The following is a 25,493-nucleotide window of genomic DNA, read 5'->3' on the forward strand; positions in this document are numbered from 1 at the left end:
TTCTGCCCGCAACGAGGTGCTTTCGGGCGCGGCCTTCGGCCCTGATGCCCGGGAGCGAGGCGCCGCCACATCGGGGGAAGTGGCGGCGCCTTCGACATCCCCGCCTTTGACATCCGCCCTCACGCACCACACTCTCCGGCAGGAACCGCCGCGCCGCGGCTTGTTGCGGCCGCATGCGCCGCCCACGAACCCGGGGTGATTGCCGATGACGATCCGCAATCTCGAAGCGCTCTTCCGCCCGGCCTCGCTGGCCGTGGTCGGGCCAAACCGTTTCGGCGGGCAGGTGCTCGAACTTCTGCTGTCGCGCCTTGCGGGCGGCAGCTTCGCCGGCGATGTGACGACCATCGCCTGTCCGGCGGACGGCGCCCGCGGCGGACTGTCCGCCGCCCGCGCCATCGCCGAGCTGACCTCCGCCCCCGACCTTGCACTCTATCTCGGCAGTCCCGAGGACGCGCCGGCCGTGGTCGCGGCGCTGGGGGCCGCCGGCACCCGCGCCGTCGCCGCCCTGTCGCCCGGCTACGACCGATGGGACGAGGCCACCGTCACAGCGACGCTGCAGGCCGCCCGCCCCCACACCCTGCGCCTGCTCGGCCCCGGAAGCCTGGGCATCGCCGCGCCGGCGTCGGGGCTGGCCGCCCATATGGGCGTGTGCGGGGCCGACAAGGGCGACCTTGCCTTCATCGCCCGCTCGGGCACGGTGGTGAATGCGACACTGTCCTGGGCAAAGGCCAACGGCATCGGGTTTTCCGCCATTGCCTCGCTCGGCCAGCGCACGGATATCGACGTGTCGGACCTGCTCGACTGGTTCGCTCTCGACTACCGCACCCGGGCGATCCTGGTGCATCTGGAAACCATCGCCAATCCGCGCAAGTTCCTGTCGGCGGCCCGCGTCGCCGCCCGCTCCAAGCCGGTCGTGGTGCTGCGCTCGGGTGCCAGCCGCGAGCGGATCGGCGAGCGCGTCACCCATGCCGGACGGATCGCCGTGCAGGACGCGGTCTACGATGCGGCGCTGGCGCGCGCCGGCGTGCTGCGCGTCGGCGATATCGACGAGATGTTCGAGGCGGTGGAAACGGTGAGCCGGGTGAAGCCGGTGGCCGGGCGGCGCCTTGCCATTCTGGCGACCGGCGGCAGCCTGGCAACGCTGGCCGCAGACCAGCTGGAGCGCCAGGGCGGGCAGCTCGCCGAGCTGGAGGCGGCCACCGCAACGCAGCTGGAACCGCTGCGCCGGGAAGGACAGACGCGGGCCAACCCGCTGACCCTGCACGAGACCTCGCCGCCTGCCCGCTATGGCGAGGCCGCGAAGACGCTGCTCGGCGACCGCAACGTCGATGCGGTGCTGGCGGTTGCCGCGCCGTCCGCCTTCGTGGACCTGGAGGAGATCGCCGGCGAGCTCGCGAAGGCGCATGGCGAGACGCAAACGGGCTACGGCCGGCGCAAGCCGCTGCTGGTGGCGCTGGCCGCCGGGGCGCCGCTGCCGCGCCAGCCGCTGGATGCCGCGCGCATTCCCTGCCACGCCAGCGCCTCGGAAGCGGTGCGCTCGTTCATGCACCTGGTGCGCTACGCCGACGCCCGCGAGATGCTGATGGCGGCGCCGCCCAGCCTGCCGGCCGGCTTCACCACCGACAGCAAGACGGCACAGCGGCTGGTGCGACAGGTGCTCGACAGCGGGCGAACCTGGCTGCGCCCGGACGAGATCGCCTCGCTGCTCGCGTGCTACGGCATCAAGCAGGCACCGTGGCAGCTCGCCGCAACGCCGGACGAGGCCGAGGTGCTGGCACGCGGCATGCTGATGCAGGCCGAACGGCTGGCGCTGAAACTCGTCTCGCCGCAGCTCCCCTTCAAGTCGGATGTGGGCGGCGTGGTGCTCGACCTTGCCTCGCCCGAGGCGGTGCGGATCGCCGCTGCCACGCTGCTGGAGCGGATCGGCGCGGCGCATCCGGCGGCCGAGATCACCGGCATCCTGCTGCAGCCGATGGTGCGTTCGGCGAGCGGAACGGAGATCTTCATCGGCCTTGCCGACGATCCGGGCTTCGGGCCGGTCCTGCTGTTCGGCCATGGCGGCACAGGCGTCGAGGTGATGGGCGACGTGGCATTCGCCCTGCCCCCGCTCGATCTCAACCTGGCGCAGGCGCTGATCCGCCAGACGCGGGTCAGCCGGCTGCTCGCCGGCTTCCGCAACCGACCGGCCGCCGATCTCGACGCCATCGCGCTGACCCTCGTCAAGGTCGCGCAGATCGCCGTCGACCTGCCGGAGGTCCGCGAACTCGACCTCAACCCGCTGGTCGCCGATGCGGGCGGCGTCACCGCGCTGGACGCGCGCATCGCCCTGTGCGAGCCGGAGGTGCATCGCGGGCGCCACCCGACCTCGCGCCTTGCCATCGCGCCCTATCCGCAGGAATGGGAAAAGCAGCTGCAGCTCAAGGACGGCAGCACCGTCGACATCCGCCCGGTGCGGCCGGAGGACGAGGACCGCTATCGCCGCTTCTTCGAGAAGGTGTCGCCGCACGACCTGCGGCTGCGCTTCTTCGCGCCGGTCAAGGAGTTCAACCACGCCTTCATGCAGCGGCTGGTTCAGCTCGACTATTCGCGCGCCATGGCTTTTGCCGCGCTGACGCCGGGCACGGACGAGATCCTCGGCGTGGTGCGCCTGCATGCCGACCCGGACCACCGCACGGGCGAATACGCGATCATCGTCCAGTCGGACCTGAAGGGGCGCGGCCTCGGCTGGGCCCTGATGCAGCTGATCATCGACTATGCGCGCTCGGACGGCATCGAGACGATCACCGGCGAGGTCCTGAAGGAAAACACCACCATGCTGGCGATGTGCACCGCGCTCGGCTTCACCGTGAAGTCGTCGGTCGACGACGACGCCATCGCCAAGGTGACGCTGCCGATCGCCCCCGCCGAAGGCACAAGCGCGGAGCCCGCCTGAGACGGGCTCCGCGCTTGCTCAGCCGGCGCGGATCTGGCTCAGCGTGCGCACCGGGGTGATCGCCTCCGGATCGAGCTTAAGATGCAGCAGGGCCGGCCCGCCGGAAGCGGCCGCACGCTCGAAGGCCGGGCCGAACTCGTCCGCCGTCAGCACGGTCTCCGCATGGGCACCATAGGCGCGGGCCAGCGCCGCGAAGTCGGGATTGACCAGGGTGGTCGCCGAGACGCGGCCCGGGAACTCCCGCTCCTGATGCATGCGGATGGTGCCGTACATGCCGTTGTCGACGACGACGACGATGATCGCCGACCCGTCCTGCACCGCTGTGCCGAACTCCTGCATGGTCATCTGCAGGCAGCCGTCGCCGGCAAAGCAGACGACGCGGCGACCGGGCGAATGCAGCCCGGCGGCAACGGCGGCGGGAAGGCCGTAGCCCATCGAGCCGCTGGTCGGGGCGAGCTGTGTATTGTTGCGGCGGAAGCGGTGGAAGCGGTGCACCCAGGTGGCGTAGTTGCCGGCGCCGTTGGTCAGCACCGCGTCTTCCGGCAGATTTTCCTCCAGCCAGTCCATCACTTGCGCCATCTGCAGGGCGCCCGGCACCTGCGGGCGGGCACCCGACCAGGCGAGATAGGACTTGTGCGCCTCGTCGGCGCTGCCCGACCAGGAGATCTCGTTCGGCGGCTGCAAGCCCTCCAGCGCGGCGGCAAAGCCGATCGGGGTCGCATGGATCGCCAGATCGGGAAGATAGACGCGGCCGAGTTCCTCGGCGCCGGCATGGACATGCACCAGCGCCTGGCGCGGCGAGGGAATGTCGAGCAGCTCGTAGGACTGGCTCGGCATCTCCGACATGCGGCCGCCGACGAGAAGCAGCAGGTCCGCCTCCTTCACCCGCTCGGCCAACGCCGGGTTGATGCCGATGCCGACATCGCCGGCATAGTTGGGATGCAGGTTGTCGAACAGCATCTGCCGGCGGAAGGAGCAGGCGACCGGCAGGCGGAAGCGCTCGGCGAAACGGGCAAAGGCCGCACGTGCGGCGTCGTTCCAACGACTGCCGCCGAGAATGGCGAGCGGCCGGCGGGCCGCCCACAGGCGCTTTTGCAGCTCGGCCATCTGGGCAAGCGAGGGATGCGTCTCGACCGGACGGAAGGGCGGCAACTCCATCACCTCGGCGGTGCGCGCCAGCGTGTCCTCCGGCAGGGCGAGAACCACCGGGCCGGGGCGGCCGGAGGTCGCAACGTGATAGGCGCGCGACAGCATCTCCGGGATGCGGGCGGGGTCCTCGATCTCGGCGACCCACTTGGCGATGCCGCCGAACATCTGACGGTAGTCGACCTCCTGGAAGGCGTCGCGGCCGCGCATGCCGGTCTCGATCTGGCCGACGAAGAGGATCATCGGCGTGGAATCCTGCTGGGCGACATGCAGGCCGGCGGCGGCGTTGGTGGCACCGGGGCCGCGGGTGACCATGCAGATGCCGGGCCGGCCGGTCAGCTTGCCCCAGGCCTCGGCCATCATCGCCGCGCCGCCTTCCTGGCGGCAGACCGTCACGGGGATAGCCGCATCATGCAGCGCATCCAGCACCGGCAGATAGCTCTCGCCCGGCACGCAGAAGACGCGGCCGGCGCCCAACTGCTCCAGCGCCTTGACCAGCAAAAATCCGCCCGTACCAGCGACCCGGCGCGCCTCGTTCCCGTGCATGTGACTCCATCCCGATCCAAGTGTTGTATACCTCACGGTATACCCGCCGGCAGTCCCGCGCGCAAAGGCACGAGTGTCGGCACCCTATTCCGAAACGGAATGAGTCTTCCGCCGAAGGGAAGGCTCACACGTCCTGGACGGTCACCACCTGAAACGTGTGAAGGTCGCCGTCCTCGTCGCGGATGGAGACATATTCGCCCGGCACGAAGGCATGGGCGGCGAAGCGATAACCGGCCTCGTCGTCCTCGTCGCCGCCGATATCGTAGCGGAAGGCCCAGGAGCCGCCCGGCCGGTGCAGGAGGTGACCGATGTCCTCCTCCTCGTCCGCCCAGAACCGGCGCACGCGGCAGGCCTCGCGATGCGCCTTCCACTGCGCCGCATCGATATGCCCGTCCTCCCCCAGCGGGGCGACGAACTCGTAGCCGTGGCGCGCCGACCCGCTGGGAAAGTCGTGGGTGCGGGCGAGGTTGAGGCGAATCTTCTTCAAACCGGGATGGAGGGTCATGCGGCGTGCTCCCGTCGTGCCGGCCATCGATGCCGGCAGGTCCTGTCGTTTTCGCTGCCAGTTTGCGCGAATGCGCCCGAGCGACAATGAGCAGGATCAAGCCGGCTGGCAAATGCGGCAAGAGCGGCGAGCCGCGAGTTTCAGCCTCGCAGCCCCCTAAAACAAAAAGAGCGAGGCCGTTGCCGGCCTCGCAGCGCATTCAGACAAAAAGGGGGGCGAGGCCGTTGCCGGCCTCGCCCCGGGGTCAAACGCGAGTGGCCTGGGAGGGGGAAGGCCCCCGCGTCGAACCCTGACCCGTAGCGGTCAGACCGCGATCGCTCGAAGCGGCATCGCCTGGACGGCAGCTACGGTGCGCTCGGACGCCTGACGACGGCGACGGACACCCTGATAGGCAAGACCGTGGTGGAACTCGCAATAGGAGCGGCCGTTCTCCGCCTCATGGCTGCAGAAGTGGAAGTCGGCATCCGCCGGATCGCCGATCGGCCACTTGCAGGTGCGGCTGGTCAGCGTCATCAGCGTGACGCGATCGCCCTGCTCCGCCTGGAATCCGCTTTCGAAGCTGAGGCCGAGGCTGCGCTGGAACTGCTTCTCGATGATGCTTTCACGCGGAGCCGGCTTGGCGCCGACCAGGGCGAGCGAGGGCTTGCCGCGCTGGACCCGGGGCTTCGGACGATGGCTGGTAGCCGGCGAACGCTTGGGAAGCCCCATGCGATGGGCCTTGCCGATCACTGCATTGCGAGTGATGCCCGCCATCACATAGGCGATCTGGCTGGCGCTGAGCCCCTGCAGCCACAGCTTCCTGAGCAGATCTTCGCGTTCCTGAGTCCAAGCCATGTTCAGCCCCGCTTTCTTCTCTTCGGTCACCTGGTGCGCACACGCAGGTTCCCTGTTCCGCCGATGCCCCTTTCGAGCGCCGGCAGCTGTCGACATCCTGTTTTTCCGGTAGCGACTCACATCGCCGTGGCGAGCGTTCCGAGCGTTCCCGCCCCCCGGCTCTGTCACTCGATGAACCTGTCATCGAGTATGTGTATTGTATAGTTAACGATACCTTAACAGGTCAATTAAATGAATTTTTCATTCTGAATTTTACTTCTTATTCTCAAGTATTATTGCGTTTATAGACTTAACAACAATATCAATTACATCTTTCTGAAATTTTCTGCTTATCTCTTCTTTATTCTGACCCGGGTGAGCGAAGTTCATCTGGTCTGAGATAGAAAAAACAAGCTTCTGATTTTCTTTTCGCATCTCAAGGATGCCGTCAGCACACATTTTTTCGATTTTTCTACGTACTGTTGAGTACGGAATGTCCGTTTCCTCAGAGATAGTTTCAATATCCGCCTCGATCCTGTTCGCATTAGCGATGGAAATCGTCGTAATAATCATCAGATTTCCAAGGTCGTTTACTCCATACTCTTCCATGAAGCGGAACATGAGGCTGAAAAACATCTCATAGAGGCGCAGAATCCGGTGCGCCTGAGTCGGGAGTTCATCATCTGAATGTGCCATGAAGGTCCTCCCGAGGGTCGTCATTCGTCATTTTGACGAAATAGGCCTGTTTCCGGGGGCGATTCCCGGCAGCTCAAGCGCCAAGTCGCGGGCGCGGCAGGCAATCCACTGGGTAATTTTCGCAGTCATGCAGATTATCCACAATTTTAACCCGCCTGTACCTTGCGTCAGCTCAATCGTTGGCAATGTCAAAAACCATCGCCATGACGGCCCGGACCATCTCGACGCTCATGTCCGGCGGCGCCTCCTCGCGCTGTCCGGCCTCGGCCGACCATAGGTAAACCACTGACTTGCCCCGCCGTTCCTTGGCGATCCGGCCGTCATCCAGATAGGGCTTGAGGCGGCGCTCGATGGTGGAGCGGGAGGAGTCGAGTTTTTCGGCGAGGAGTTCGGCATCCATCGGCGCGCCGCGCAGATCGGCGATCGCAACCAGCACCAGCATCAGGACATCGGACATGTCGTGCACGTGGAGACGCTCGCTGATCTGCAGCGTCAAGTCGTAATAGGTCTCGAGCAGCCGACGCATCCGATAGGCGGTTGAATCGCCGGCATGACCGGTCCGTCCGGTGTCCTCTGCCATCTCCCCCAACCCGCCTGCGTGTCCAATTGTTCCGGCGGCCCCCCTATGGCAGGGTGCCTCAAGATGCGGGACGGAGGCAAGGAAAGTCGGGCGCGGCCGTGCGCAACGTCACGAAAGGCGGCAGCAAGCCGGCCTGTCACCAGACGGCTGGAAACCTCTTGAGAGAGCCAAGAATTGCCGACGCCACTAAAAGCCGCCAGGCCGACGCATCCAGAAAGCGCCGCTATCGCAGAAAAGACAGCTGACTATCGGACCTTTGCCTCAACCAGTCGGGCGTGAGCGGGATCATAGGTATAGTTTTTGATCGTACCGTCCTTGATGCGCGCAACAGCCTCGTCGATCACAGCCAGCGGCACAAGAAACCACTCGCGGGGAACAACCGGATTGCCAAAGCGATCTCTCACCTCAATGTCGAGCCGAGCGGCGTCAAAGACGCGATGAATGAGATTTTCAAGTCTGGTACGGTTGATATTGAAGAGGTCGTAGGTAGAGACAATCTCGACATCGGCCATCAAGAACGTCGGCTGGAGCCTGGCACCTGCCACACGCTTCTCGACAGGCAGGTTGGTCACACCGATCTTGTGAACAAGATTCCGGTGTTCGACGACAAGAGGCAGATCGGATTTGCTTCGCAAGACATAGATCGTCCCGCTCGCCTCATCTCCCTCCCCTGCCGCATCGGCGAAAAGCGGGCCCGCCGTCGGATCCGTGATACGCCTTCCGGCTTCGTCCTTGTTAAGCGCGCGTTGCAATGAACGCATGAGCATGTCGCTCTCGGTGCCATTGTCAAAGATGACGCGCAACCTCGCATCCGTGCGACCATGCTCAGTCCTGGTCAGGTCGCCCATTTCGGCCACATAGGCTTTCTGACCACCAACAATGAAGAACCGACCCGGCTGGATCTCGGCCTTCATCTCAAAGGGCCGCGTCTCGCGGATGCCGCTGTCCAATTCGCGCTGGACCTGCTCGAAAATTGGCTTGAAGCGGTCGAAATCGACGCATTTCTCGCGCGAGGCGATCTCCTCGGCGGCCTTCTTCTCCGCCACCGACCGGACGTGCTTCAACTCGGTGATCGCGGGCGCCTCGGCTTCGATGCCGAGCTCTGCCAGCAATGCCTCGTCGTCGAGACCTTCGGCGTCTGCGTGTTCGAGCCCGGCAGGTTCAAGAAGCCCCTGATGATCAAGCGAAGCGACCAGATCCCGGCACTCCGGTTGCTCCCGAATCTTGTCGAGACGCACCGCATAGAGGCGCTCGAAGATGTCCAGGTCCTCGCCATGGCGCGGCGCCCGACCGTGTTCGTCGAAAAAGCGCTGGATCTCCTCGAAACCAGCAATGATGCGCTCCTCGCGCGGCGTGCGCGCGGCAACAGGCTTTTCCTCGACCTCAACCTCGAGTGCAGCCAGAAGCGCGTCATCGTCCTCGGTAAACTCTTTAGCCACGCGCGGCCTCCGCCTTCATGCGTGCCAGAAAGGCAACACCCTCGGCCATCTTCCGCTCCCAGGCATCGGCTGCGGTGAGAACGGGCAGTCGTCCGCGCTCCTGCTTGAAGCGCAGCGCCCGCCGCGCCAGATCCCGCGCCTCATCAGGCGTCAGCTTCACCTTCTTTGCGGAGATCACGGCGGCCACCTGTCTGAGGCTCTCTTCGCTCATCGTCTTCGCCAGAATGGCATAGGCTTCGCTGAAGGGGTTTATCCGGTCGATCAGGTCGATGTCGAGTTCCCGAACATCCATGGCAAACTTGCGAACACCCTGGATCAGGGCCGTATTGGCGACTGTCCTGTCGTCTTGGACATCGACCGAGACAGCAATCTCCTTGGCCTTCTGGGTCAGGGTGAGCGCCGCGATCGCGTGCTGGCGCACAGCCTCCTGATCCTCGTCATCGAGCTCGGGATAACGGTCCCGGATGATCTTGCCCATGCGGACCTGGGTCAGCTCTTCCGGCACCAGTTCCTCATCAAAGAGACCGCGTTCGACGGTAGGCTTGTCCTGCACGAAGCTGGCAATGACCTCGTTAAGGTCTTCCTGACAGATCCGCTCGGCCTCCTTGCTCCTGGGCGGCACGAGCCCCTTGATCTCGATCTGGAACTGGCCGCTGTCCTCGTTGAAGCCGACATTGCACTTCTGCGGATCATAACCGCCCTCACCATAATCGAACCCTTCCTGCGGGCCGCTGGTCGGCGTCTTGGGGGTGAAGTTGAAGCGCGGTGCGAGCACCTGCTCCATCAGCAAGCTGGCTGCAATCGCCTTCAGCGTGTCATTGATCGCCTCGGTGACGGCTTCTTCCGAGGCATCGGGCTCCGCAATCAGATTGGTGAAGCGGGCCCGTCCCTTGCCTTCGGCGTCCCGGGTAGCGCGACCGATGATCTGCACGATCTCGGTCAGGCTCGCGCGATAGCCGACCGTCAGCGCGTGCTCGCACCAGATCCAGTCGAACCCCTCCTTCGCCATGCCGAGCGCGATGATGATGTCGACGTGATCGCGATTGTTCTTCTGCGCCGGATCCTTCAGTGCGGCCGAGACGGCCTCGCGCTTGGCATCGTCGTCGACGAGATCGGCAATGCGCAGCAGGCGGCCATCGGCCCGGCGAACGAGTTGAAAGCCGGTCTGCGGATCCGTGCCTTCCCAGTCGCCGAGTTCATGCAGGATATGCTCGACCTCACGGATCTTGTCCTTGGTGCTCTCGCGAGAATTCACATTGGGGATGTGAATGATCGTCTTCTCGTCTGTGTCGAGGACCTTGAGGATGTCGTCCGCATAGGCGCCGGTGTAGAAGTAGTAACCGATCTTTAGCTCTTTCAGATACTTGTACCCGTTGAGCTGCTCATAATAGGTGTAGGTGACCGTGTCGAACCGCGCCTCGTCATGCGGCATCAGCACGGGTTCCGCGTCCCCGCGGAAATAGGACCCGGTCATGGCCACCACATGCACCTTGTCGCGCGCGATCAGTTCGGCGAGCTGCGCGCCAAGCTTGTTGTCCGGGTTCGCGGAAACATGGTGAAACTCGTCGATCGCGATCAGGCAGTCGTCGAAGGCCTCGATCCCGAACTTGTCGACCGCAAAGCGGAAGGTCGCATGGGTCGCGACCAGCACCTTGTCGTCACTCTCGAGAAACTTGCCGACGGCACCGACCTTGCCATCATCGCCGCCCGGCGCATTGCACAGGTTCCACCTGGGCTCGACATGCCAGTCCGCCCAGAAGCCGAAGCGCGTCAGCGGCTCGTCGGCGAAGCTTGAGCCGATCGACTTTTCCGGCACGGTGATGATCGCCTTGCGCAGGCCCTGGTTGTGCAGCTTGTCGAGCGCGATGAACATCAGGGCCCGGCTCTTGCCGCTTGCCGGTGGCGACTTGATGAGCAGATATTGCTCGCCGCGGCGCTCATAGGCGCGCTCCTGCATCGGGCGCATGCCGAGTTCATTCGCCTTGGTCGAGCTGCCATTGCGGGAATAGGTGACGGCGACGGAGGGAACCGACCGGCTTGTCTCGCTCATCAGATGGTTTCCTCGTCGTGATCGAGGCCGAATTCCCGGATCAGGAACTCAACCGTCTTCTCGTCATAGATCTTGCAGGCGATGTTCTGGTTGGCAAAGATGCCGGGAAAGGTCTTGGCGTTCGTGCGCTCGACCGTCCGCGTCCAGTCGACGCCGATCACATAGGCCCTCTTTTCGGGATCGTCGCCGAACTCGGAGAAGTAGGCGCGCGGCACCACATCCACCAGGCGCCGACCATCCTTAAGAAGGAAATCGTCGGCGGGCTGCATCTCGGTGCGCACGATGCCGTGGCCGAGATAGCCGGTGTTCTTCTGGTAGAAGAACACCCGGTCGCCGACCGAAAGCCGCGCCAGCCCGTCCGAATACCACTTGCCGCCGGAGGCGACGACATAGCCGTGGGCTCGCAGGTCTTCCCAGGGCACGTCGCTCTCGGCACCGGCCGTCAGGTACCAGTAGCCGCTCCAGGGCGCGCGGGTCTTGCGGGTGGCGCGCTCGGCCACCTCCTCCTGCTCCAGCAGCGTGTCGGTCGAAAGCCACTGAACGCCCTGGTCCTCGAACACGTTGAAGAACGAGACGTTGATGCCGACGCCGTGCACCTCCGACAGGTATTCGATGATGCGTGTGGTCGTCTCGTCCATGCTGGCGGCGACAATCATCATCTGATGCGAGCCGTTGAGTCCGTCGGGCGGCGGGGCCGAGAAGCGCTCGCGATAGACCTCGTCCAGCGTTCTGCCGGTCTTTTCAAGACACAGGGAGTGCACGTCGCGGGGCGAGAGCGACACCACCCAGGAGGCGTAGTCCAGCACCTGGGCGACGATCTCGCGCGGCGTCCGGTCCCGCTTCAGCTCGATGATGATCAGCGAGCCGTCCTTGTCCATCGCCAGGAGATCGATGCGGCCGCGATTGGCGATCGTCACCTCGCGGCCGATGACCACGCCGTTGATCCCGACAAGGCCGAGATTGTCGCGTACCCACTCCTGGATCATCACCTCATTGGCGAGCCTGGAGCGCGCCGCGCGCACCAAGGCGCCGTTCTCGATGCGAAACAGGTCACTCATGTCGTCCCCCCAAAAATGCCAGCCCGAAAACACTTGTCTGAAAACACTTGTCTGTAAATTGGGCCCGCCCGACGGGCCTGTTCATCAGGCCGCGCCCTTGGCCTTGGTCATCTCGGTGTAGAGCTTGAAAAGATGCTCCAGCCGCTCCGTGTCGTTGCGGAAGCGGCGGCCGATATAGATGCGCTCCAGCGTCTCGTCGTTGCGCTCATGAGCGGCGCGCAGGTCGTCGGGCATCGCCTCGGGATCATAAAGATCGGCGATGGTTGCCGGGAAATGCGCCTCGCGCACCAGAAGGATGTCCTCGGCGCAAGCCGTTAGGTCTTCCTTGTTCTTCTCCGTCAGCTTCGGCACAGGGAAGGTGTTCCAACCAAGCGTGTTGGAATAGCTGAAGTCTGTTCGCATACGCACGCACACCGTGCCGATCCAGACCCAATGAAGGCGAGAAGCGATCAGTGCCATGTTCCAGAGCGAAGCGTCGTAGAGAGCGAAAGCCTTCTCTTGCACGATATTGCGAGAAGTAAGCAAATCAACAGGAAGAACGGCCCTGTTTTCAGAGCTAACTCGTGGAACAACAAGAATACTCTCCCTCGCCGTCTCCTGCTCCCTAAATCGGTAGGGGCTCGCAGCAAGTTTTTGAGCCGTCTTGTCATTCGCTGCTGCTAGTCGAGCTTGCTCCACAATTTTGATGCGCTCAGCAATTGGCTGTATGGCCTCTGCATCAGCCACCTGTCCTTCGTCAATCCAGAGACATGCACGCGGTGCCGCCGCAATCAATTCTCTCGAGCCGTAGAGAGGCCGCACAAAGCCCGCCGCCTCGGGATATTCACGGCAGAGCTCTCGCGCTTCGTCCATCGGGAAAATAAGTGCGGCTCCATAGTATGGGTGATTCCCGAATTGCATCATCGCGCGATCGGAAATCGGCTTCGAGCTTGCGGAAACAATCACATTCGGAGCAGACGAGAGATAAGCGTTGATGTATTCGATTTCGCGCACCTCAAGCTCACCTCCCTTTTCTTGCGAAAAGAGCCTCCTTTGAGCAATTTGTCGATTAGATATCCCCACTATTACGACTGTGACACCAGCGTTTTGCGTCGCGAGGTTGGCCCATTTGAAACTTGTGTGGGCGAAAACTATTTGCTGACCACTAGCAAACAGCATGGGCCACAGGATCGAAACTTGTTGCCCTTGGCAGATTGAGTTGGTCGACACCAAAGCAGTCACAGTCGGTGTATGCAGCCCATAATCTGCCGCTTTCATGAACCAACCCGCGACGTAGTCGAGAGACTTCCACCCCTTTACGCGGCCAGCGAAGATGCCGCCCAGATCTCCTTTTTGCTCTGCAGATTGCCATTTCGATCCCAAGTACGGCGGGTTCCCGCAAATATAGGTCTCGCCGCCTTCGTTCTCGAAGTCGATCTGCGCCTGATCGAGCGGGGAGTGGAACAGATCGTCCGCGTGGTGCTTCACGCCCGTTCCCGTCGGCGGGCAGATGGAGAGCCAGTCGAGCCTGAGCGCATTGCCGCAGGTGATCCAGTTCTGCGCGTTGAGCGGCAGGAACGCGGCCAGCGCCTCCTTCTGGCCCCGGTAGAGCACGTCGCACTGATATTCGGCGATGATGAGGGCGAGGCGCGCGATTTCGGCGGAGAAGTCGCGCAGCTCGATGCCGCGGAAATTGGTCAGCGGGATCGCCGTCTTGCGGTCCGCCTCGCCCCGGCGGCGGTTGATCTCCGCCTCGATCTCGCGCATCTGCTTGTAGGCGATGACAAGGAAATTGCCCGAGCCGCAGGCCGGGTCGAAGACCCGGATCCGCGCGATCCGGTTCCGCAGGTTGAGGAGCTTGCGCGCGTTGTCGCCTGCCTCCTCCAGCTTCTCGCGCAGATCATCAAGAAACAGCGGGTTCAGCACCTTCAGAATGTTGGGCACCGACGTGTAGTGCATCCCGAGCGCGCCGCGCTCCTCGTCATCGGCGACCGCCTGGATCATCGAGCCGAAAATGTCCGGATTGATCTGCCGCCAGTCGAGATTGCCGATATGCAGCAGGTAGGACCGCGCGATGCGGCTGAAACGCGGCACCTCGACGGAGCCCGAGAACAGGTGGCCGTTCACATAAGGGAACGTGTCGGCCCAACGTGGCAACCTGACGCTGGCCCGCTTGTCCGGAGCTATGTCCATCGCGCGGAAGATTTCCGAGATCACCTCGTGCGTGTTCGATGAGTCGCTGGCGCTCATCTGCTCGATCGTTGCGGTGAACAGGCCCGTTCCGTTGAAGATGTCCGTGTCCTCCGCGAAGAAGCAGAAGATCAGCCGCGCCATGAAATGGTTCATGTCGTGGCGCCGCTCGGACGTGCCCCAGGCAGGGTTCTCCTTCAAAAGCTCCACATAGAGCCGGTTGAGACGCCCGGTGGCGCGAATGTCGAAGGCGCTCTCGCGGATCTGCTTGACCGTCGAGATGCCCGCCAGCGGCAGGAAGAAGCCGAAATGATCGGCAAAATCGGCATAGGCGCAGGCAATCGGGGCCTCGTCCGAACCAAGCTCCTCCGCCTCTAGCATCACGCCATCGGTCGCCAGGATGAAGCGCGCCTTGGCCTTGGCCGTTGCCGGGCTGGCGCGCAACGCGTCGAGCGTTGCCTTCACCTCGCCTTCTGCACAGGTCTTGATGTGGATGTGGTTGCGCTGCAGGACGCCGCCGAGGTCGGACTTGTTGGAATGACCGGCGCGCAGTCGCTTGAGCTCGGTCTCCTTGCGCCCGAAGGCCTGCAGGAAGGCGTAAGGGAACTCGGCTGCGTCAAAGGGCTGTCCGGCCAGCGCCGAAACGGCTTCCTCGATTTCAACGGCGTTCAAGATCTGATCCCCTGGTCAATGGCCTGAACTATCGGTGAGACTCCGGCAGCGTGTCCATCGCACGGGGCAAATCACACGTCCAGCCAGAGTGCAGGTCGAAAGCAGCCCGGCCGGCACCCGCGTCCCGCTCACGACCGGCCAAACCGTTCTGGCGAAACACTATTCCCGATAGATGCCGCTCCGATCAAACGATAGCGCCAAGGAAAGAGACAGGAAAGAGCGCGCGCTCGGCACCTCGGTTCCTGCAGTTCACCGCGCTTGGGCACGATCCTTCGTGCGCAGGGAGATCAGCTCCTCGCGCTTGCCATACGATTCGACGATGTCGGCAGGAACCACGGCGCGGTGATAATAGACCGCTCCACGGCGATAGAGACGCGGATGTCCGGACACCTTCTTGAGGCCTCCACTGTAGCAGTTTCCTGTAGCAGCGGCCGCAAGTGTGTCTTGCATTTCAATAAATTATTGAGCTGTAAGGGAGAAAAAGGCGAATGGTACAGACGGTTGGAGTTGAACCAACGACCTTCGGAGCCACAATCCGACGCTCTAACCAACTGAGCTACGTCTGCACGTCAATTCGGTGGCGGAACCTAGTTTGAAACGACGGTGATTGCAAGAGGTGCAAACCGCCTTTCCGACTGCTCGTCCACAAGCTGGCATCGCACCGGGCAAACGCCCTGTCGCGACGCAAAGAGCCCGGGCCTTGCGGCCCGGGCTCGATGTCTGTTCCGGTCATCGACCGGAGGCCGATCAGGCCGCCTTGAAGTCCTTGGACGCCTTCTCGACGGCACCCTTGAACGTGTCGTTCATCTCGCCGGCCAGCTTGGTGGACAGCTCCTGCATGTCCTTGGCCTGGGCGCCGAACGCATCGAACTGGGCGCGGGCGAAGGAGGTCTGCAGCTCGATCACCTCGGCCAGGGTCTTGACCTCGAACAGGTCCTTGACGAACTGGAACGTGGCGTCGGTGTTGGCGCGGGCCGCGTCGACAGCCTTGTGGTTGAAGTCGAGCACGCTGCGGCGGGTGGTCTCGAAGCCGTCCTCGATGAGGTCGGTCGCGTCCTCGGCAGCGGTCTTGAGCTTGGCATAGGCCTCACGGGCCTGCTCGATGCTCTTCTCGGCCATCTCGCGGGTCACGGCGGGAATTTCCATCTTCGGCATGGTGAAAGCCTCGAAGTTCGGGAAAGCGGAAACGGTCGCGTCAGCGGCCTTGGCGGTCTTGGCACGCGGCGCCTTCGGCGCAGCGGAAGCGGTCTTGGTCTCGGTCATGGTATGCTCCTTTGGCAGATCCCTGGCCCTTGGGCGGGCTGCCTTACGGGGAAAGCCTGCGACCGGAACGCCAGATGCGCTGGTCGCCATCTACAGACCTCCATATAGCAAAGGGCATTGTGCGTTGCAACATAAATATTGCAACGCACAATGCCCATCTGCATGGCAGTCCCGCCGCTCCCTGGGAAACCGGGCCGCGAAACCCGCCGTTTCCGCCGCCAAAACGGCAGCGTGCCGAGGAGAGATCAGTCCCTGGTCTTGCGGGCCATGTCCTGTGCGGTCCGGGTGGCCTTGTCGCCGAGTTCGCGCACCTGCTCGCCCAAGGCTTCCATCTGCTTCTTCAGATACTCGCTCTGCAGCTGCATCATTTCCTGCGGATCCTTGGCCCGGACCATCTTCTGGGCAAGATCGAAGGCGGCTGAGACGTGTTCCTCGGTGTATTCGAGCGCAGTGCGGCCCATATCATTGGCGCTGGCCTTCACCGTCTGGGCGGTTTCTTCCGCGCTGCCCACGGCCTTGCGCGTCGCCGACATGTATTCGTCGAAGGCCTTGCGGGCCTGATCGACGCTCTGGTCGGCGAAATCGCGCATCTGCTCGGGAATTTCAAAGCCTGTCTTGCCGCTTTTCGTCACGATGCCTCTCCTTCACGCTGATCTGATTTACGCTGACCCGACCCTTGGGCCCGTCAGGCCCCGGCGCGCCGCCGCACGCGAGACGCGCAGTACCCGCGACACATGCGATCCTAGAGGAAATCGGGCCGAATGGGAGTCCCGGGCGTGAATAGGACCTTTCAAAGTCATATCGCCGCCCCACATCCGGATTAACCACAGTTCAAGAGAAACCGGCCATTTACAGTGGCTGACGTGGACGACTCGGATGCGAAACGATATTTACTGTTTGTTTACCGCGTCGGATTTTGAAAGCTCGGCGTATTCTCGAGTGTCTGTCGACAAAGGCCTGAGGAAACAGGACCTTGCCGGCGCCTCCCCTGTCAGGAGGACCGGCCGCGGCGATCGGGATGCCGGCAAGGCTGCAATGGCGGAGTGAGCATGCCCATGAACAGCCAGTTGAGCACCTTCATGGCGTTGAGCGGCCTGGCGGCCGCCAGCAGCCATTTGACGGATGCACGCCCGGCCTGGATCTGGGCCGAGGACGGCAAGACGCTGCTGTGGGCGAACCCGGCGGGCGCTGCCTTCTTCGGCGTCGGCACCCTTGCCGCCCTGTCCGAGCTTTCGGGCCTCGGCCGTGCGCCTGCGCGCCCGCACATCGCGCGGGTCGCGATCAGCGGTTCGACCGAGCGCGACACCATCGACCGGCTGCGCTTCTATCGCGGCTTGCGGGTGATGCTGCTGACCTGCGCCTGCCGCCGGCTCGACCTGCCGAACGGCTCCAGCGGCGCGTTGATCGTCGCGCTCGACGCCCCGGCCAATGCGGGCGATGGCGAGGAAGCCGCACTTGTCGACTTCCTGGGCGGCGAGGATCATGTCGCCGTGCTGTATCAGCGCAGCGGCACCGTGCTGACCAGCGGCACGGGCGAGCTGGATCTGCCCGACGCCGACAGCGTGCGCGCCGCCCTGCGCCAGGCCAAGCATGCGCCCTTGCGCCGGGCCTTCGCTTTCGGCGAAGAGCTGCACGAGACGGCCGTTCTGACGCTGGACAGCGGCGCGGTGCTGATGGTCGCCGAGGCCAGCGGCCGCCCGCTTGCCGAAGACGCGGCACCTGCGATCGCGCCGGACATTGCCGACGCCGCAACGCCGGCCGACGAGACGACGGCAGCGGAACAGCCGGACGAGGCCGGCCCTGTCGAGGCCGCCGCGCCCGTCCCCGCCGAAACCGTGACCGAGAGCGAGACAGAAACCGAAGCGCCGGCAGCGCCGACGCGCAGCCGCCTCAGCAGGGGCGGGCTTTTCGCCTTTGCCAGCGGCACGCGCTTTCTCCCGGCGGGCCGGACAGCAAGCGCCGAGCCTGCGGATATCCCACCCGCAGACGCGGGCGAACCGCTCCCCCCTGCTCCCGTGTCGCAGGAGATTGCCGCAGATGGCGACGGCGCCGATGCGGACACCGCCGAAACCGGAGACTCGGCGTCGCAGGCCCCTGTTCTCGAGACGACCGAAACGCTGGTCGCTGCGGCCGAGGCGGTCGTGATCGCCGACGAAGTGCCGGACGCGGCCCTTGCCGAGACCGCCCCGGAGGCGGACGAGGCGGATCTGCACGAGGAGGGCACGGGCGAAACACGCGAGGCCGACGAGATCGCGGCGCCCTCGCCCGTCCAGGAAGACATGCCTGTTCATGACGAGACCGCGCCCGCCATCGAGACAGTGGACAAGACACGTCTTGATGTGGAGGCCGAGCCGCAATCCGACGCCGATACCGAAATCGACGCCGGACACGGTGAGGCCACAACGCCTGTCGAGGCCCTACCTGCCGGCGCCCTGCCTGCCGGCGCCACGTCCGGTTTCGCCTTCGAGGCGCGCGAGCGGCCGGTGCGCTTTGCCTGGAAGATGGATATCGACCGGCGCTTCACCTTCATCTCGCCGGAGTTTGCCGAGGCGCTCGGCCCGCAGGCCGCCGATGTGGTCGGGCTCAGCTGGGAAGAGGTGGCCGAGAGGTTCGACCTCGATCAGGACGGCCGGGTTGCGGCCGCGCTGCGCCGCCGCGACACCTGGAGCGGACGCACCGTCGACTGGCCGGTCAGCGGTGCGGCCCTGCGCGTGCCCGTCGATATGGCGGCGCTGCCGGCCTTCGACCGCCAACGGGTGTTCGAGGGCTTCCGCGGGTTCGGCGTATGCCGTACCGGCGAGGCGTCACAGGATCCGGCGGCGACCGGCCTTGCGCTGACGCTGCGCGAGGACGCGCAAGCCGAGGCCGAAACCGGCGGCATCGAGACGCACGAACCGGAGACGCCCCCCGTCACGGAGACGGCGGAGACGGCCGACGCCGTGCCGCCGGCAGAAGACAGCACGACCGATCTTGCCGCCGTGTCGGCAGCCATGCTGGCCTCGGACCCGGAAGAGCACGCGGCCGAGCCCGCCCCCCGGGAACTGACCGCCGACGTTGCCGATCTGCTGGACCTGCCGGGCGCGCGGGAGATCGACGACATCCTCGCCGCGGACGATGCGGACACGATCGACGCGGCCTTCTCGCCGGTCGGCAGCGACGAAGCGAGCGTGCAAGAGACGCCCGACCAGCAGGGCGATGACGTGCAGGCCGATGAGCCGCCGGCCGCCCCTGCGGAACCGGTCCTTCCGGTTGCCGAGGGCGAGGCCACCTTCGCGCAGGACGAAGTGGAACCGGAAGCCCAGGGCGAACTCGGGACCGAAGCCGGGATTACGGCTGAGGCTGAAACTGAGGCTGGGGCTGAAACCGAGACTGGAGCAGAAGAGACCGCTCCCGCCGAAGACGAGGCCCAATCCGCCGATGAGACGGCCGCTCCGGTGGAAGCCGGCCTGCTGCCGCTGATCGAGCCGCAGGCACCGGTCCACACGCCGGACACCCGTTCAGACACCCGGTCGGGCACCGGGACCCCGGACCGCGAGGACGGCATTGCCGCGCGCCGCGACGACAGCCTCGAAACATCGCGCCTGTCCAAGCCCGAGCGCGAGGCCTTCCGCAAGATCGCCGAAGCGCTCGGCGCACGCAACGAGCCGGAGGAACCGGCCGCACCGCCTGCCGAGCCGACCCGCAGCGCAGCCCCTGCCCCGCAGGCGCCTGCGACCAATGACCCCGCCAAGGATGCGGCAAAGGACGCGGCAGCCGCCGCACCGGGACCGGTCGCCGCCTCCACGCCGGACACTGCCGGCATCGTCGGCGGACGCGAAGCCTCCAACGTTGCGAGCCTCGGCATCATCCCGCGCGTGCAGGCCCCGGCACCGCGCGCGGCGCGCACCAGCCTGCTCGACAAGCTGCCGGTCGGTGTCGCGATCATTGCCGGCGAGGATGTCGACTACGCCAATGCGACGCTGCTCGACCTGCTCGGCTATGCCGATCTCGACACGCTGAAATCCGTCGGCGGGCTCGACTCGGTCTTTGCCGAGCCCGAGGACTGGCCGAGCGCCCTGCCCGGCGCCATGACCGAGCGGACCATGCGCATCCGGCTCGCCGATGGCGGCACGAAGCCGGTGAAGGCGCGGCTGCACACGGTCCCGTGGAAGGAGGGCACGGCGCTGATGATGTCGCTGCTCGACCGGCACGACCCGGCGCAGGAAGCCGCGCTCGACCGCCTGCACGAGGCCCAGTCGTCGCTGGCGCTGGCCGAAGAGCACCTGGCCGAGATGGATGCGGTGCTGGAAACCGCGACGGACGGGGTGCTGATCCTCGACGAGGGCGGCCGCATCATGAAGGTGAACCGCTCGGCCGAGGCTCTGTTCGACGGGGCGCGCGAGAACATGATCGGCGCGCCGCTGACCGACTTCCTGGCCCCGGAAAGCCATCGGGACGCCAACGACTATCTGGACGGACTGGCCCGCAACGGCGTTGCCAGCGTGCTGAACGACGGGCGCGAGGTGATCGGCCAGCTGCGCTCCGGCGGGCTGATCCCGCTGTTCATGACCATCGGCCGGGTCGGCCACGGCTCGGAAGGGCCGCGCTTCTGCACGGTGCTGCGCGACATCACCCAGTGGAAGACGGCCGAGGAGGAACTGACCGACGCCAAGCGGCAGGCGGAAAACGCCAGCTCGCAGAAGTCGGACTTCCTGGCCAAGATCAGCCACGAGATCCGCACGCCGCTCAACGCGATCATCGGCTTTTCGGAAGTGATGATGGAGGAGCGCTTCGGCCCGGTCGGCAACGACCGCTACAAGGGCTACCTGCGCGACATCCACAATTCCGGCTCGCATATCATGAGCCTGATCAACGACCTGCTCGACCTGTCGAAGATCGAGGCGGGCAAGCTGGACCTGACCTTCGAGGCGGTGTCGGCCAACGACATCATCCGCGAATGCGTCGCCCTGATGCAGCCGCAGGCCAACCGGGAGCGCGTGATCATCCGCGCCAGCCTTCCGACCTCGGTGCCGAAGATCGTCGCCGACGGCCGTTCGGTGCGCCAGATCGTGCTGAACCTTCTGTCCAACGCCATCAAGTTCAACCAGCCGGGTGGACAGGTGATCGTCTCGACGGCGCTGGAGGACACAGGCGAGGTGATCCTGCGGGTGCGCGACACCGGAATGGGTATGAGCCACCAGGACCTGGCCGCGGCGATGGAGCCGTTCCGCCAGCTGCACACCGCCCGCCACGGCGGCGGCACCGGGCTCGGCCTGCCGCTGACCAAGGCGCTGGTGGAGGCGAACCGGGCGAGCTTCCGGATCGACTCGGAGGTCAATCACGGCACGCTGGTGGAGGTCACTTTCCCGCCGCAGCGCGTGCTGGCGGAGTAACCGGGGCCTTTCGCGTAGGCTCTGCGTGCGGGATGGGCGGGGATTGACCCGCCCCTCCGGGCGCGCCACTGTACCGGCCTCGCCAAACGGGAAGCTGCTTTGCAGGTCCCGCCACCGTTTTCCGGATCCGCCATGCTGACGCTTGCCGCCATCGAGGATGCCGCCGAGACCGTCTACCGGTCGATGCGCCCGACCCCGCAATATGCCTGGCCGCTGCTGGCGGACGCGGTGGGACGGAAGGTCTGGGTCAAGCACGAGAACCACACGCCGACCGGCGCCTTCAAGGTGCGCGGCGGACTGGTGATCACCAGCGGCATCGCGCGCAACTCGCCCGCCGGCACCGGCATCATCTCCGCCACCCGCGGCAATCACGGCCAGAGCCTTGCCTTCGCCTCGGCCCGCAACGGGCTGGCCTGCACCATCGTCGTCCCGCACGGCAATTCGGCCGAGAAGAATGCCGCGATGCGCGCCTTCGGGGCCGAGCTGATCGAGGCCGGCGGCGATTTCGACGAGGCCAAGCAGCATGCGATGGCGCTGGCGGACGAGCGCGGCCTGCTGATGGTGCCCAGCTTCCATCCCGATCTGGTGCGCGGCGTTGCCACCTACGCGATGGAGTTCTTCCGGGCGGCCGACGATCTCGACGTCGTCTATGTGCCGATCGGCCTCGGCTCGGGCATCTGCGGCATGATTTCGGCGCGCAACCTGCTAGGGCGGCGCACGCGCATCGTCGGCGTCGTGTCCGACAAGGCCGACGCCTATGCGCTGTCGCTGGAAAGCGGCCAGCGGGTGGAGACGGCAAGCGCCGTCACCTTCGCCGACGGCATGGCCGTGCGCGGGCCGGACGAGACCGCGCTGGCGGTCATTCGCGCCGGCGTCGACGACATCCTGCGCGTCAGCGACGAGGCGATTGCCGAGGCCGTGCGCCTGCTCTACCGCACCACGCACTCCGTGGCGGAAGGCTCGGGTGCAGCGGCCCTTGCCGCGCTGCTGCAGGACCAAAGGCGCGGAGAGGTCGCCGGCATCGTGCTCAGCGGGCAGAATATCGACACCGCCTGGATGGCCGAGATCCTGGCCGGCGGCACGCCTGCCGCGTGAGAAATCAGCGCGGCTTCCCGCAAGCCGCGAAAACTTGCCAAACACACTCACCTTAACTTAGAATAATTCTAAACTATTGATTTTGCAGGCGATTATTCTTGACACCAGAACTCCTGTTTATAGGATGCCAGCGCCTGACGAGGAATTGCCGCAACGGCAGTCCTGCGGGCCAATGCAACCGACATCAGGGCCTTGTCCCCTGATCGCTGGGAGATTTCCATGTTCCACAAGGTTTCCGCTCTGCGCACCGGCCTTCTGTCCGCCGCGCTTCTCGCATCCGCCGCGATCGCCACGCCGGCCGCTGCCGAGGGTGAGGTCAACATCTATTCCTATCGCCAGCCGTTCCTGATCGAGCCGCTGCTGGAGGCCTTCACCAAGGAAACCGGAATCAAGACCAACGTGATCTTTGCCGCCGACGGCCTTGCCGAGCGCATCCAGGCCGAGGGCGAGAACTCGCCGGCCGACGTGCTGCTGACGGTCGACATCGGCCGCCTCGACGGCGCCAAGGAAGCCGGCATCACGCAGCCGGTGACGTCCGAGGTCGTGAACGAGAACGTGCCGGCCGCGTTCCGCGATCCGGAGGGCCACTGGATCGGCCTGACCACCCGCGCGCGCATCGTCTACGCCTCCAAGGAGCGCGTGGAGCAGGACAGCATCACCTATGAGGAGCTGGCCGACCCGAAGTGGAAGGGCAAGATCTGCACCCGCTCCGGCCAGCACGTCTATAACGTCGCCCTGTTTGCCTCGATCGTCGCCAACAAGGGCGCCGAGGAAGCCGAGAAGTGGCTCGCCGACGTGCGCGACAACCTCGCCCGCAAGCCGACCGGCAACGACCGCAGCCAGGTCCAGGCGATCTTCGCCGGCGAATGCGACATCTCGCTCGGCAACACCTATTACATGGGTGCGATGCTGAACAACGAGAAGGAGCCGGAGCAGAAGGACTGGGCCAACTCGGTCAAGATCCTGTTCCCGAACACCGACGACCGCGGCACCCACGTGAACATCTCCGGCGTCGTGATGGCCAAGCATGCTCCGAACCCGGAAGCCGCCGTCAAGCTGATCGAGTTCCTCTCCTCCGAGGAGGCCCAGCACATCTACGCCGAGGCCAACAACGAGTACCCGGTGAAGCCGGGCGTCGAGATCTCCGAGCTGGTCGCCTCGTGGGGCGAGTTCAAGCCGGACACCCTGTCGCTCGACGAGATCGCCAAGAACCGCAAGACCGCCAGCGAGCTGGTCGACAAGGTCGGCTTCAACGACGGTCCGCAGAGCTAAGGCCGCGTCCTTTCACGCGCTGCCTCGAAACTCCGCGGCGCCCGGTCCTTGCGACCGGGCGCCGTTCTCCGTTTCCGGCCGATGCCGGAAAAGGCCCCCAGACCAGCCAGATCCGGGCCCGACCTGCCGGGTTTCGCTGATCAAGCCCCGTCAGATGCACCCATGAGCGACACTGCCCGCCTCGACGACATGACCGCGATCCCGGTCGCACCGCGCGCCTCGCGCAGCCTCGCCGACCGGCTGTGGCTCGTCGCGGGCCTCATCGTCGCCGGTCTGACGCTGCTGCCGATCGGCGCCCTCGTCGTTCTTGCCGCCCAGCCGACAGGCGATGTGTGGAGCCACCTGATCGGCACGGTGCTGCCACGCTCGCTCCAGACCACCTTCCTGCTGCTGCTCGGCGTCGGCCTGATCACGCTGGTGGTGGGCACGGGCACCGCCTGGCTCGTCACCATGTGCCGTTTTCCAGGCCGCGCCCTCTTCGATTGGGCGCTCCTGCTGCCGCTGGCGGTGCCGACCTACATCATCGCCTATACCTATGTGGAGATCCTCACCTTCACCGGGCCGGTGCAGAGCCTCGTCCGCGAGATCTTCGGCTTCCGCACCTCGCGGGAGTACTGGTTTCCGGAAATCCGCTCGCTCGGCGGCGCGATTTTCGTGATGGGCTTCGTGCTCTACCCGTATGTCTACCTGACGACGCGCGCCTCGCTGCTGCTGCAGTCGGCCTCGACGCTGGACGTGTCGCGCACGCTCGGCGCCGGCCCCATGCGCCTGTTCTTCCGTGTGGCGCTGCCGCTTGCCCGTCCGGCCATCGTCGTGGGCATCTCGCTCGCCCTGATGGAGTGCCTCAACGACATCGGCGCGGTGACCTTTTTCGGCGTCCATACGCTCAGCTTCTCGGTCTACGACACCTGGGTGCATCGCTCGAGCCTGGCCGGTGCGGCGCAGATCGCCTGCGCCATGCTGGCGCTGGTCTTCGCGCTGCTTTGGATGGAGCGGCGCGCCCGCAAGGGCCAGCGGTTCCACACTCCCTCGGCCAGCTACAAGACGCTGCCGAGCTACCGGCTGAGCGGGCCGCGGGCATGGCTTGCCACCGCCGCCTGCGCGCTGCCGATCCTGATCGGCTTCGTCTTCCCGGCCGCGCTGCTTGCCGACTATGCCAGCCGCCGGCTCGACGACCTGTTCGACCCGCGCCTGCTCGCGGCGATGCAGAACACGCTGGTCCTGTCGGTCTCCGCCGCCGTGCTGACCGTGGTGATCGGCGTGGTCCTGACCTATGCCCACCGCGTCCAGGCCAGCCGGACAACGCAGCTCTTCGGCCGCATCGCCTCGATCGGCTATGCCATTCCCGGCACGGTGCTTGCCGTCGGCATCCTGATCCCGCTGGCGAAGTTCGACAATTTCATCGACGGCATCGCCCGATCGACCTTCGGCTATTCCACCGGGCTGCTGCTGATCGGCTCGGGCACGGCACTGGTCTATGCCTACATGGTCCGCTTCCTGGCCGTCTCCTACGGCCAGATCGAGGGCGGCTTCGGCAAGGTGACGCCGCATCTCGACATGGCGGCGCGCACGCTGGGGCGCAGCTCCGGGCGGATCCTGTTCCAGGTACACCTGCCGATCCTGCGCCCTGTGCTGCTGACAGCGCTGCTGCTGGCCTTCGTCGACTGCATGAAGGAACTCCCCGCCACGATCCTGCTGCGCCCGTTCAATTTCGAGACGCTGGCGACGACGGTCTACAATGCCGCCTCGCGCGAGGCCTTCGGGGAAGGCGCCCTGCCGGCGCTGCTGATCGTGCTGGTCGGCCTGCTGCCGTCGATCCTGCTGGCGCGCACCTCCGCCCGCAGCTTCCGCGACAAGGGCAGCACGCGCCTTTGACGGATCCGGC

The 25,493-nt window shown here is 65.3% G+C and carries 17 protein-coding genes and 1 tRNA gene; 5 read left to right on the forward strand and 13 right to left on the reverse strand.

Going from position 1 to position 25,493, the window contains the following annotated elements; translation table 11 throughout:
* Positions 1–205: 205 nt before the first annotated feature.
* Positions 206–2,932 (forward strand): GNAT family N-acetyltransferase, encoded by a 2,727-nt coding sequence (locus ACVJ6E_RS05340; protein ID WP_120268582.1) that lies wholly within the window; start codon positions 206–208, stop codon positions 2,930–2,932.
* 18 nt (positions 2,933–2,950) lie between these two features.
* Here the strand turns inward: ACVJ6E_RS05340 and ACVJ6E_RS05345 are convergent, their stop codons facing one another.
* From ACVJ6E_RS05345 to ACVJ6E_RS05405, 13 genes are all read right to left on the reverse strand, one after another.
* On the reverse strand, positions 2,951–4,624 hold the full coding sequence (locus ACVJ6E_RS05345) for a thiamine pyrophosphate-binding protein (protein WP_120268581.1): 1,674 nt from the start codon (positions 4,622–4,624) through the stop codon (positions 2,951–2,953).
* 124 nt (positions 4,625–4,748) lie between these two features.
* The gene (locus tag ACVJ6E_RS05350) at positions 4,749–5,129 is read right to left on the reverse strand and encodes a hypothetical protein (protein ID WP_120269226.1); all 381 of its coding nucleotides are present in this window, start codon (positions 5,127–5,129) and stop codon (positions 4,749–4,751) included.
* Between the two features lie 303 nt (positions 5,130–5,432).
* Positions 5,433–5,963 (reverse strand): GcrA family cell cycle regulator, encoded by a 531-nt coding sequence (locus ACVJ6E_RS05355; protein WP_120269225.1) that lies wholly within the window; start codon positions 5,961–5,963, stop codon positions 5,433–5,435.
* 252 nt (positions 5,964–6,215) lie between these two features.
* A complete protein-coding gene (locus ACVJ6E_RS05360; protein ID WP_147421848.1) occupies positions 6,216–6,638 on the reverse strand; it encodes a helix-turn-helix domain-containing protein in 423 nt (140 codons plus the stop codon).
* 172 nt (positions 6,639–6,810) lie between these two features.
* A complete protein-coding gene (locus ACVJ6E_RS05365; RefSeq protein ID WP_120268579.1) occupies positions 6,811–7,218 on the reverse strand; it encodes a hypothetical protein in 408 nt (135 codons plus the stop codon).
* Between the two features lie 245 nt (positions 7,219–7,463).
* Positions 7,464–8,657 (reverse strand): GIY-YIG nuclease family protein, encoded by a 1,194-nt coding sequence (locus ACVJ6E_RS05370; protein ID WP_120268578.1) that lies wholly within the window; start codon positions 8,655–8,657, stop codon positions 7,464–7,466.
* Complete coding sequence (locus ACVJ6E_RS05375) at positions 8,650–10,707, reverse strand: DEAD/DEAH box helicase (RefSeq protein ID WP_120268577.1); 2,058 nt, start codon at positions 10,705–10,707, stop codon at positions 8,650–8,652. Before ACVJ6E_RS05375 ends, ACVJ6E_RS05370 begins: the two co-directional genes overlap by 8 nt.
* On the reverse strand, positions 10,707–11,765 hold the full coding sequence (locus tag ACVJ6E_RS05380) for an endonuclease NucS domain-containing protein (protein WP_120268576.1): 1,059 nt from the start codon (positions 11,763–11,765) through the stop codon (positions 10,707–10,709). The genes ACVJ6E_RS05375 and ACVJ6E_RS05380 overlap by 1 nt, the downstream gene beginning before the upstream one ends.
* A gap of 84 nt (positions 11,766–11,849) precedes the next feature.
* Entirely contained in the window at positions 11,850–14,606 is a 2,757-nt protein-coding gene (locus ACVJ6E_RS05385; RefSeq protein ID WP_120268575.1) for a DNA methyltransferase, read from the reverse strand.
* A gap of 249 nt (positions 14,607–14,855) precedes the next feature.
* A complete protein-coding gene (locus tag ACVJ6E_RS05390) occupies positions 14,856–14,996 on the reverse strand; it encodes a DUF6538 domain-containing protein (RefSeq protein ID WP_158592668.1) in 141 nt (46 codons plus the stop codon).
* A gap of 99 nt (positions 14,997–15,095) precedes the next feature.
* Positions 15,096–15,172 (reverse strand) — tRNA-His (locus ACVJ6E_RS05395).
* Positions 15,173–15,353: 181 nt separating this feature from the next.
* Entirely contained in the window at positions 15,354–15,869 is a 516-nt protein-coding gene (locus ACVJ6E_RS05400; RefSeq protein WP_120268574.1) for a phasin, read from the reverse strand.
* Positions 15,870–16,114: 245 nt separating this feature from the next.
* Positions 16,115–16,501, reverse strand: a complete 387-nt coding sequence (locus ACVJ6E_RS05405) for a phasin (protein WP_371811352.1) — start codon at positions 16,499–16,501, stop codon at positions 16,115–16,117.
* Between the two features lie 417 nt (positions 16,502–16,918).
* Here ACVJ6E_RS05405 and ACVJ6E_RS05410 point away from each other — a divergent pair, with 417 nt between their 5' ends.
* From ACVJ6E_RS05410 to ACVJ6E_RS05425, 4 genes are all read left to right on the forward strand, one after another.
* Positions 16,919–21,241, forward strand: a complete 4,323-nt coding sequence (locus tag ACVJ6E_RS05410) for an ATP-binding protein (RefSeq protein ID WP_208996683.1) — start codon at positions 16,919–16,921, stop codon at positions 21,239–21,241.
* A gap of 132 nt (positions 21,242–21,373) precedes the next feature.
* Positions 21,374–22,336 (forward strand): threonine dehydratase, encoded by a 963-nt coding sequence (locus tag ACVJ6E_RS05415; RefSeq protein WP_120268573.1) that lies wholly within the window; start codon positions 21,374–21,376, stop codon positions 22,334–22,336.
* A 219-nt stretch (positions 22,337–22,555) separates the two neighbouring features.
* Complete coding sequence (locus ACVJ6E_RS05420; RefSeq protein WP_120268572.1) at positions 22,556–23,608, forward strand: Fe(3+) ABC transporter substrate-binding protein; 1,053 nt, start codon at positions 22,556–22,558, stop codon at positions 23,606–23,608.
* A gap of 162 nt (positions 23,609–23,770) precedes the next feature.
* The gene (locus tag ACVJ6E_RS05425) at positions 23,771–25,483 is read left to right on the forward strand and encodes an ABC transporter permease (protein WP_245164963.1); all 1,713 of its coding nucleotides are present in this window, start codon (positions 23,771–23,773) and stop codon (positions 25,481–25,483) included.
* Positions 25,484–25,493 lie beyond the last annotated feature (10 nt).

This window comes from Stappia sp. G46H5W (assembly GCF_058448995.1).

Coding starts and splice junctions, on each gene's coding strand:
- ACVJ6E_RS05340 (WP_120268582.1), top strand. CDS start 206: ATGACGATCCGCAATCTCGAAGCGCTCTTCCGCCCGGCCTCGCTGGCC.
- ACVJ6E_RS05345 (WP_120268581.1), bottom strand. CDS start 4,624: ATGCACGGGAACGAGGCGCGCCGGGTCGCTGGTACGGGCGGATTTTTG.
- ACVJ6E_RS05350 (WP_120269226.1), bottom strand. CDS start 5,129: ATGACCCTCCATCCCGGTTTGAAGAAGATTCGCCTCAACCTCGCCCGC.
- ACVJ6E_RS05355 (WP_120269225.1), bottom strand. CDS start 5,963: ATGGCTTGGACTCAGGAACGCGAAGATCTGCTCAGGAAGCTGTGGCTG.
- ACVJ6E_RS05360 (WP_147421848.1), bottom strand. CDS start 6,638: ATGGCACATTCAGATGATGAACTCCCGACTCAGGCGCACCGGATTCTG.
- ACVJ6E_RS05365 (WP_120268579.1), bottom strand. CDS start 7,218: ATGGCAGAGGACACCGGACGGACCGGTCATGCCGGCGATTCAACCGCC.
- ACVJ6E_RS05375 (WP_120268577.1), bottom strand. CDS start 10,707: ATGAGCGAGACAAGCCGGTCGGTTCCCTCCGTCGCCGTCACCTATTCC.
- ACVJ6E_RS05380 (WP_120268576.1), bottom strand. CDS start 11,765: ATGAGTGACCTGTTTCGCATCGAGAACGGCGCCTTGGTGCGCGCGGCG.
- ACVJ6E_RS05400 (WP_120268574.1), bottom strand. CDS start 15,869: ATGACCGAGACCAAGACCGCTTCCGCTGCGCCGAAGGCGCCGCGTGCC.
- ACVJ6E_RS05410 (WP_208996683.1), top strand. CDS start 16,919: ATGCCCATGAACAGCCAGTTGAGCACCTTCATGGCGTTGAGCGGCCTG.
- ACVJ6E_RS05415 (WP_120268573.1), top strand. CDS start 21,374: ATGCTGACGCTTGCCGCCATCGAGGATGCCGCCGAGACCGTCTACCGG.
- ACVJ6E_RS05420 (WP_120268572.1), top strand. CDS start 22,556: ATGTTCCACAAGGTTTCCGCTCTGCGCACCGGCCTTCTGTCCGCCGCG.
- ACVJ6E_RS05425 (WP_245164963.1), top strand. CDS start 23,771: ATGAGCGACACTGCCCGCCTCGACGACATGACCGCGATCCCGGTCGCA.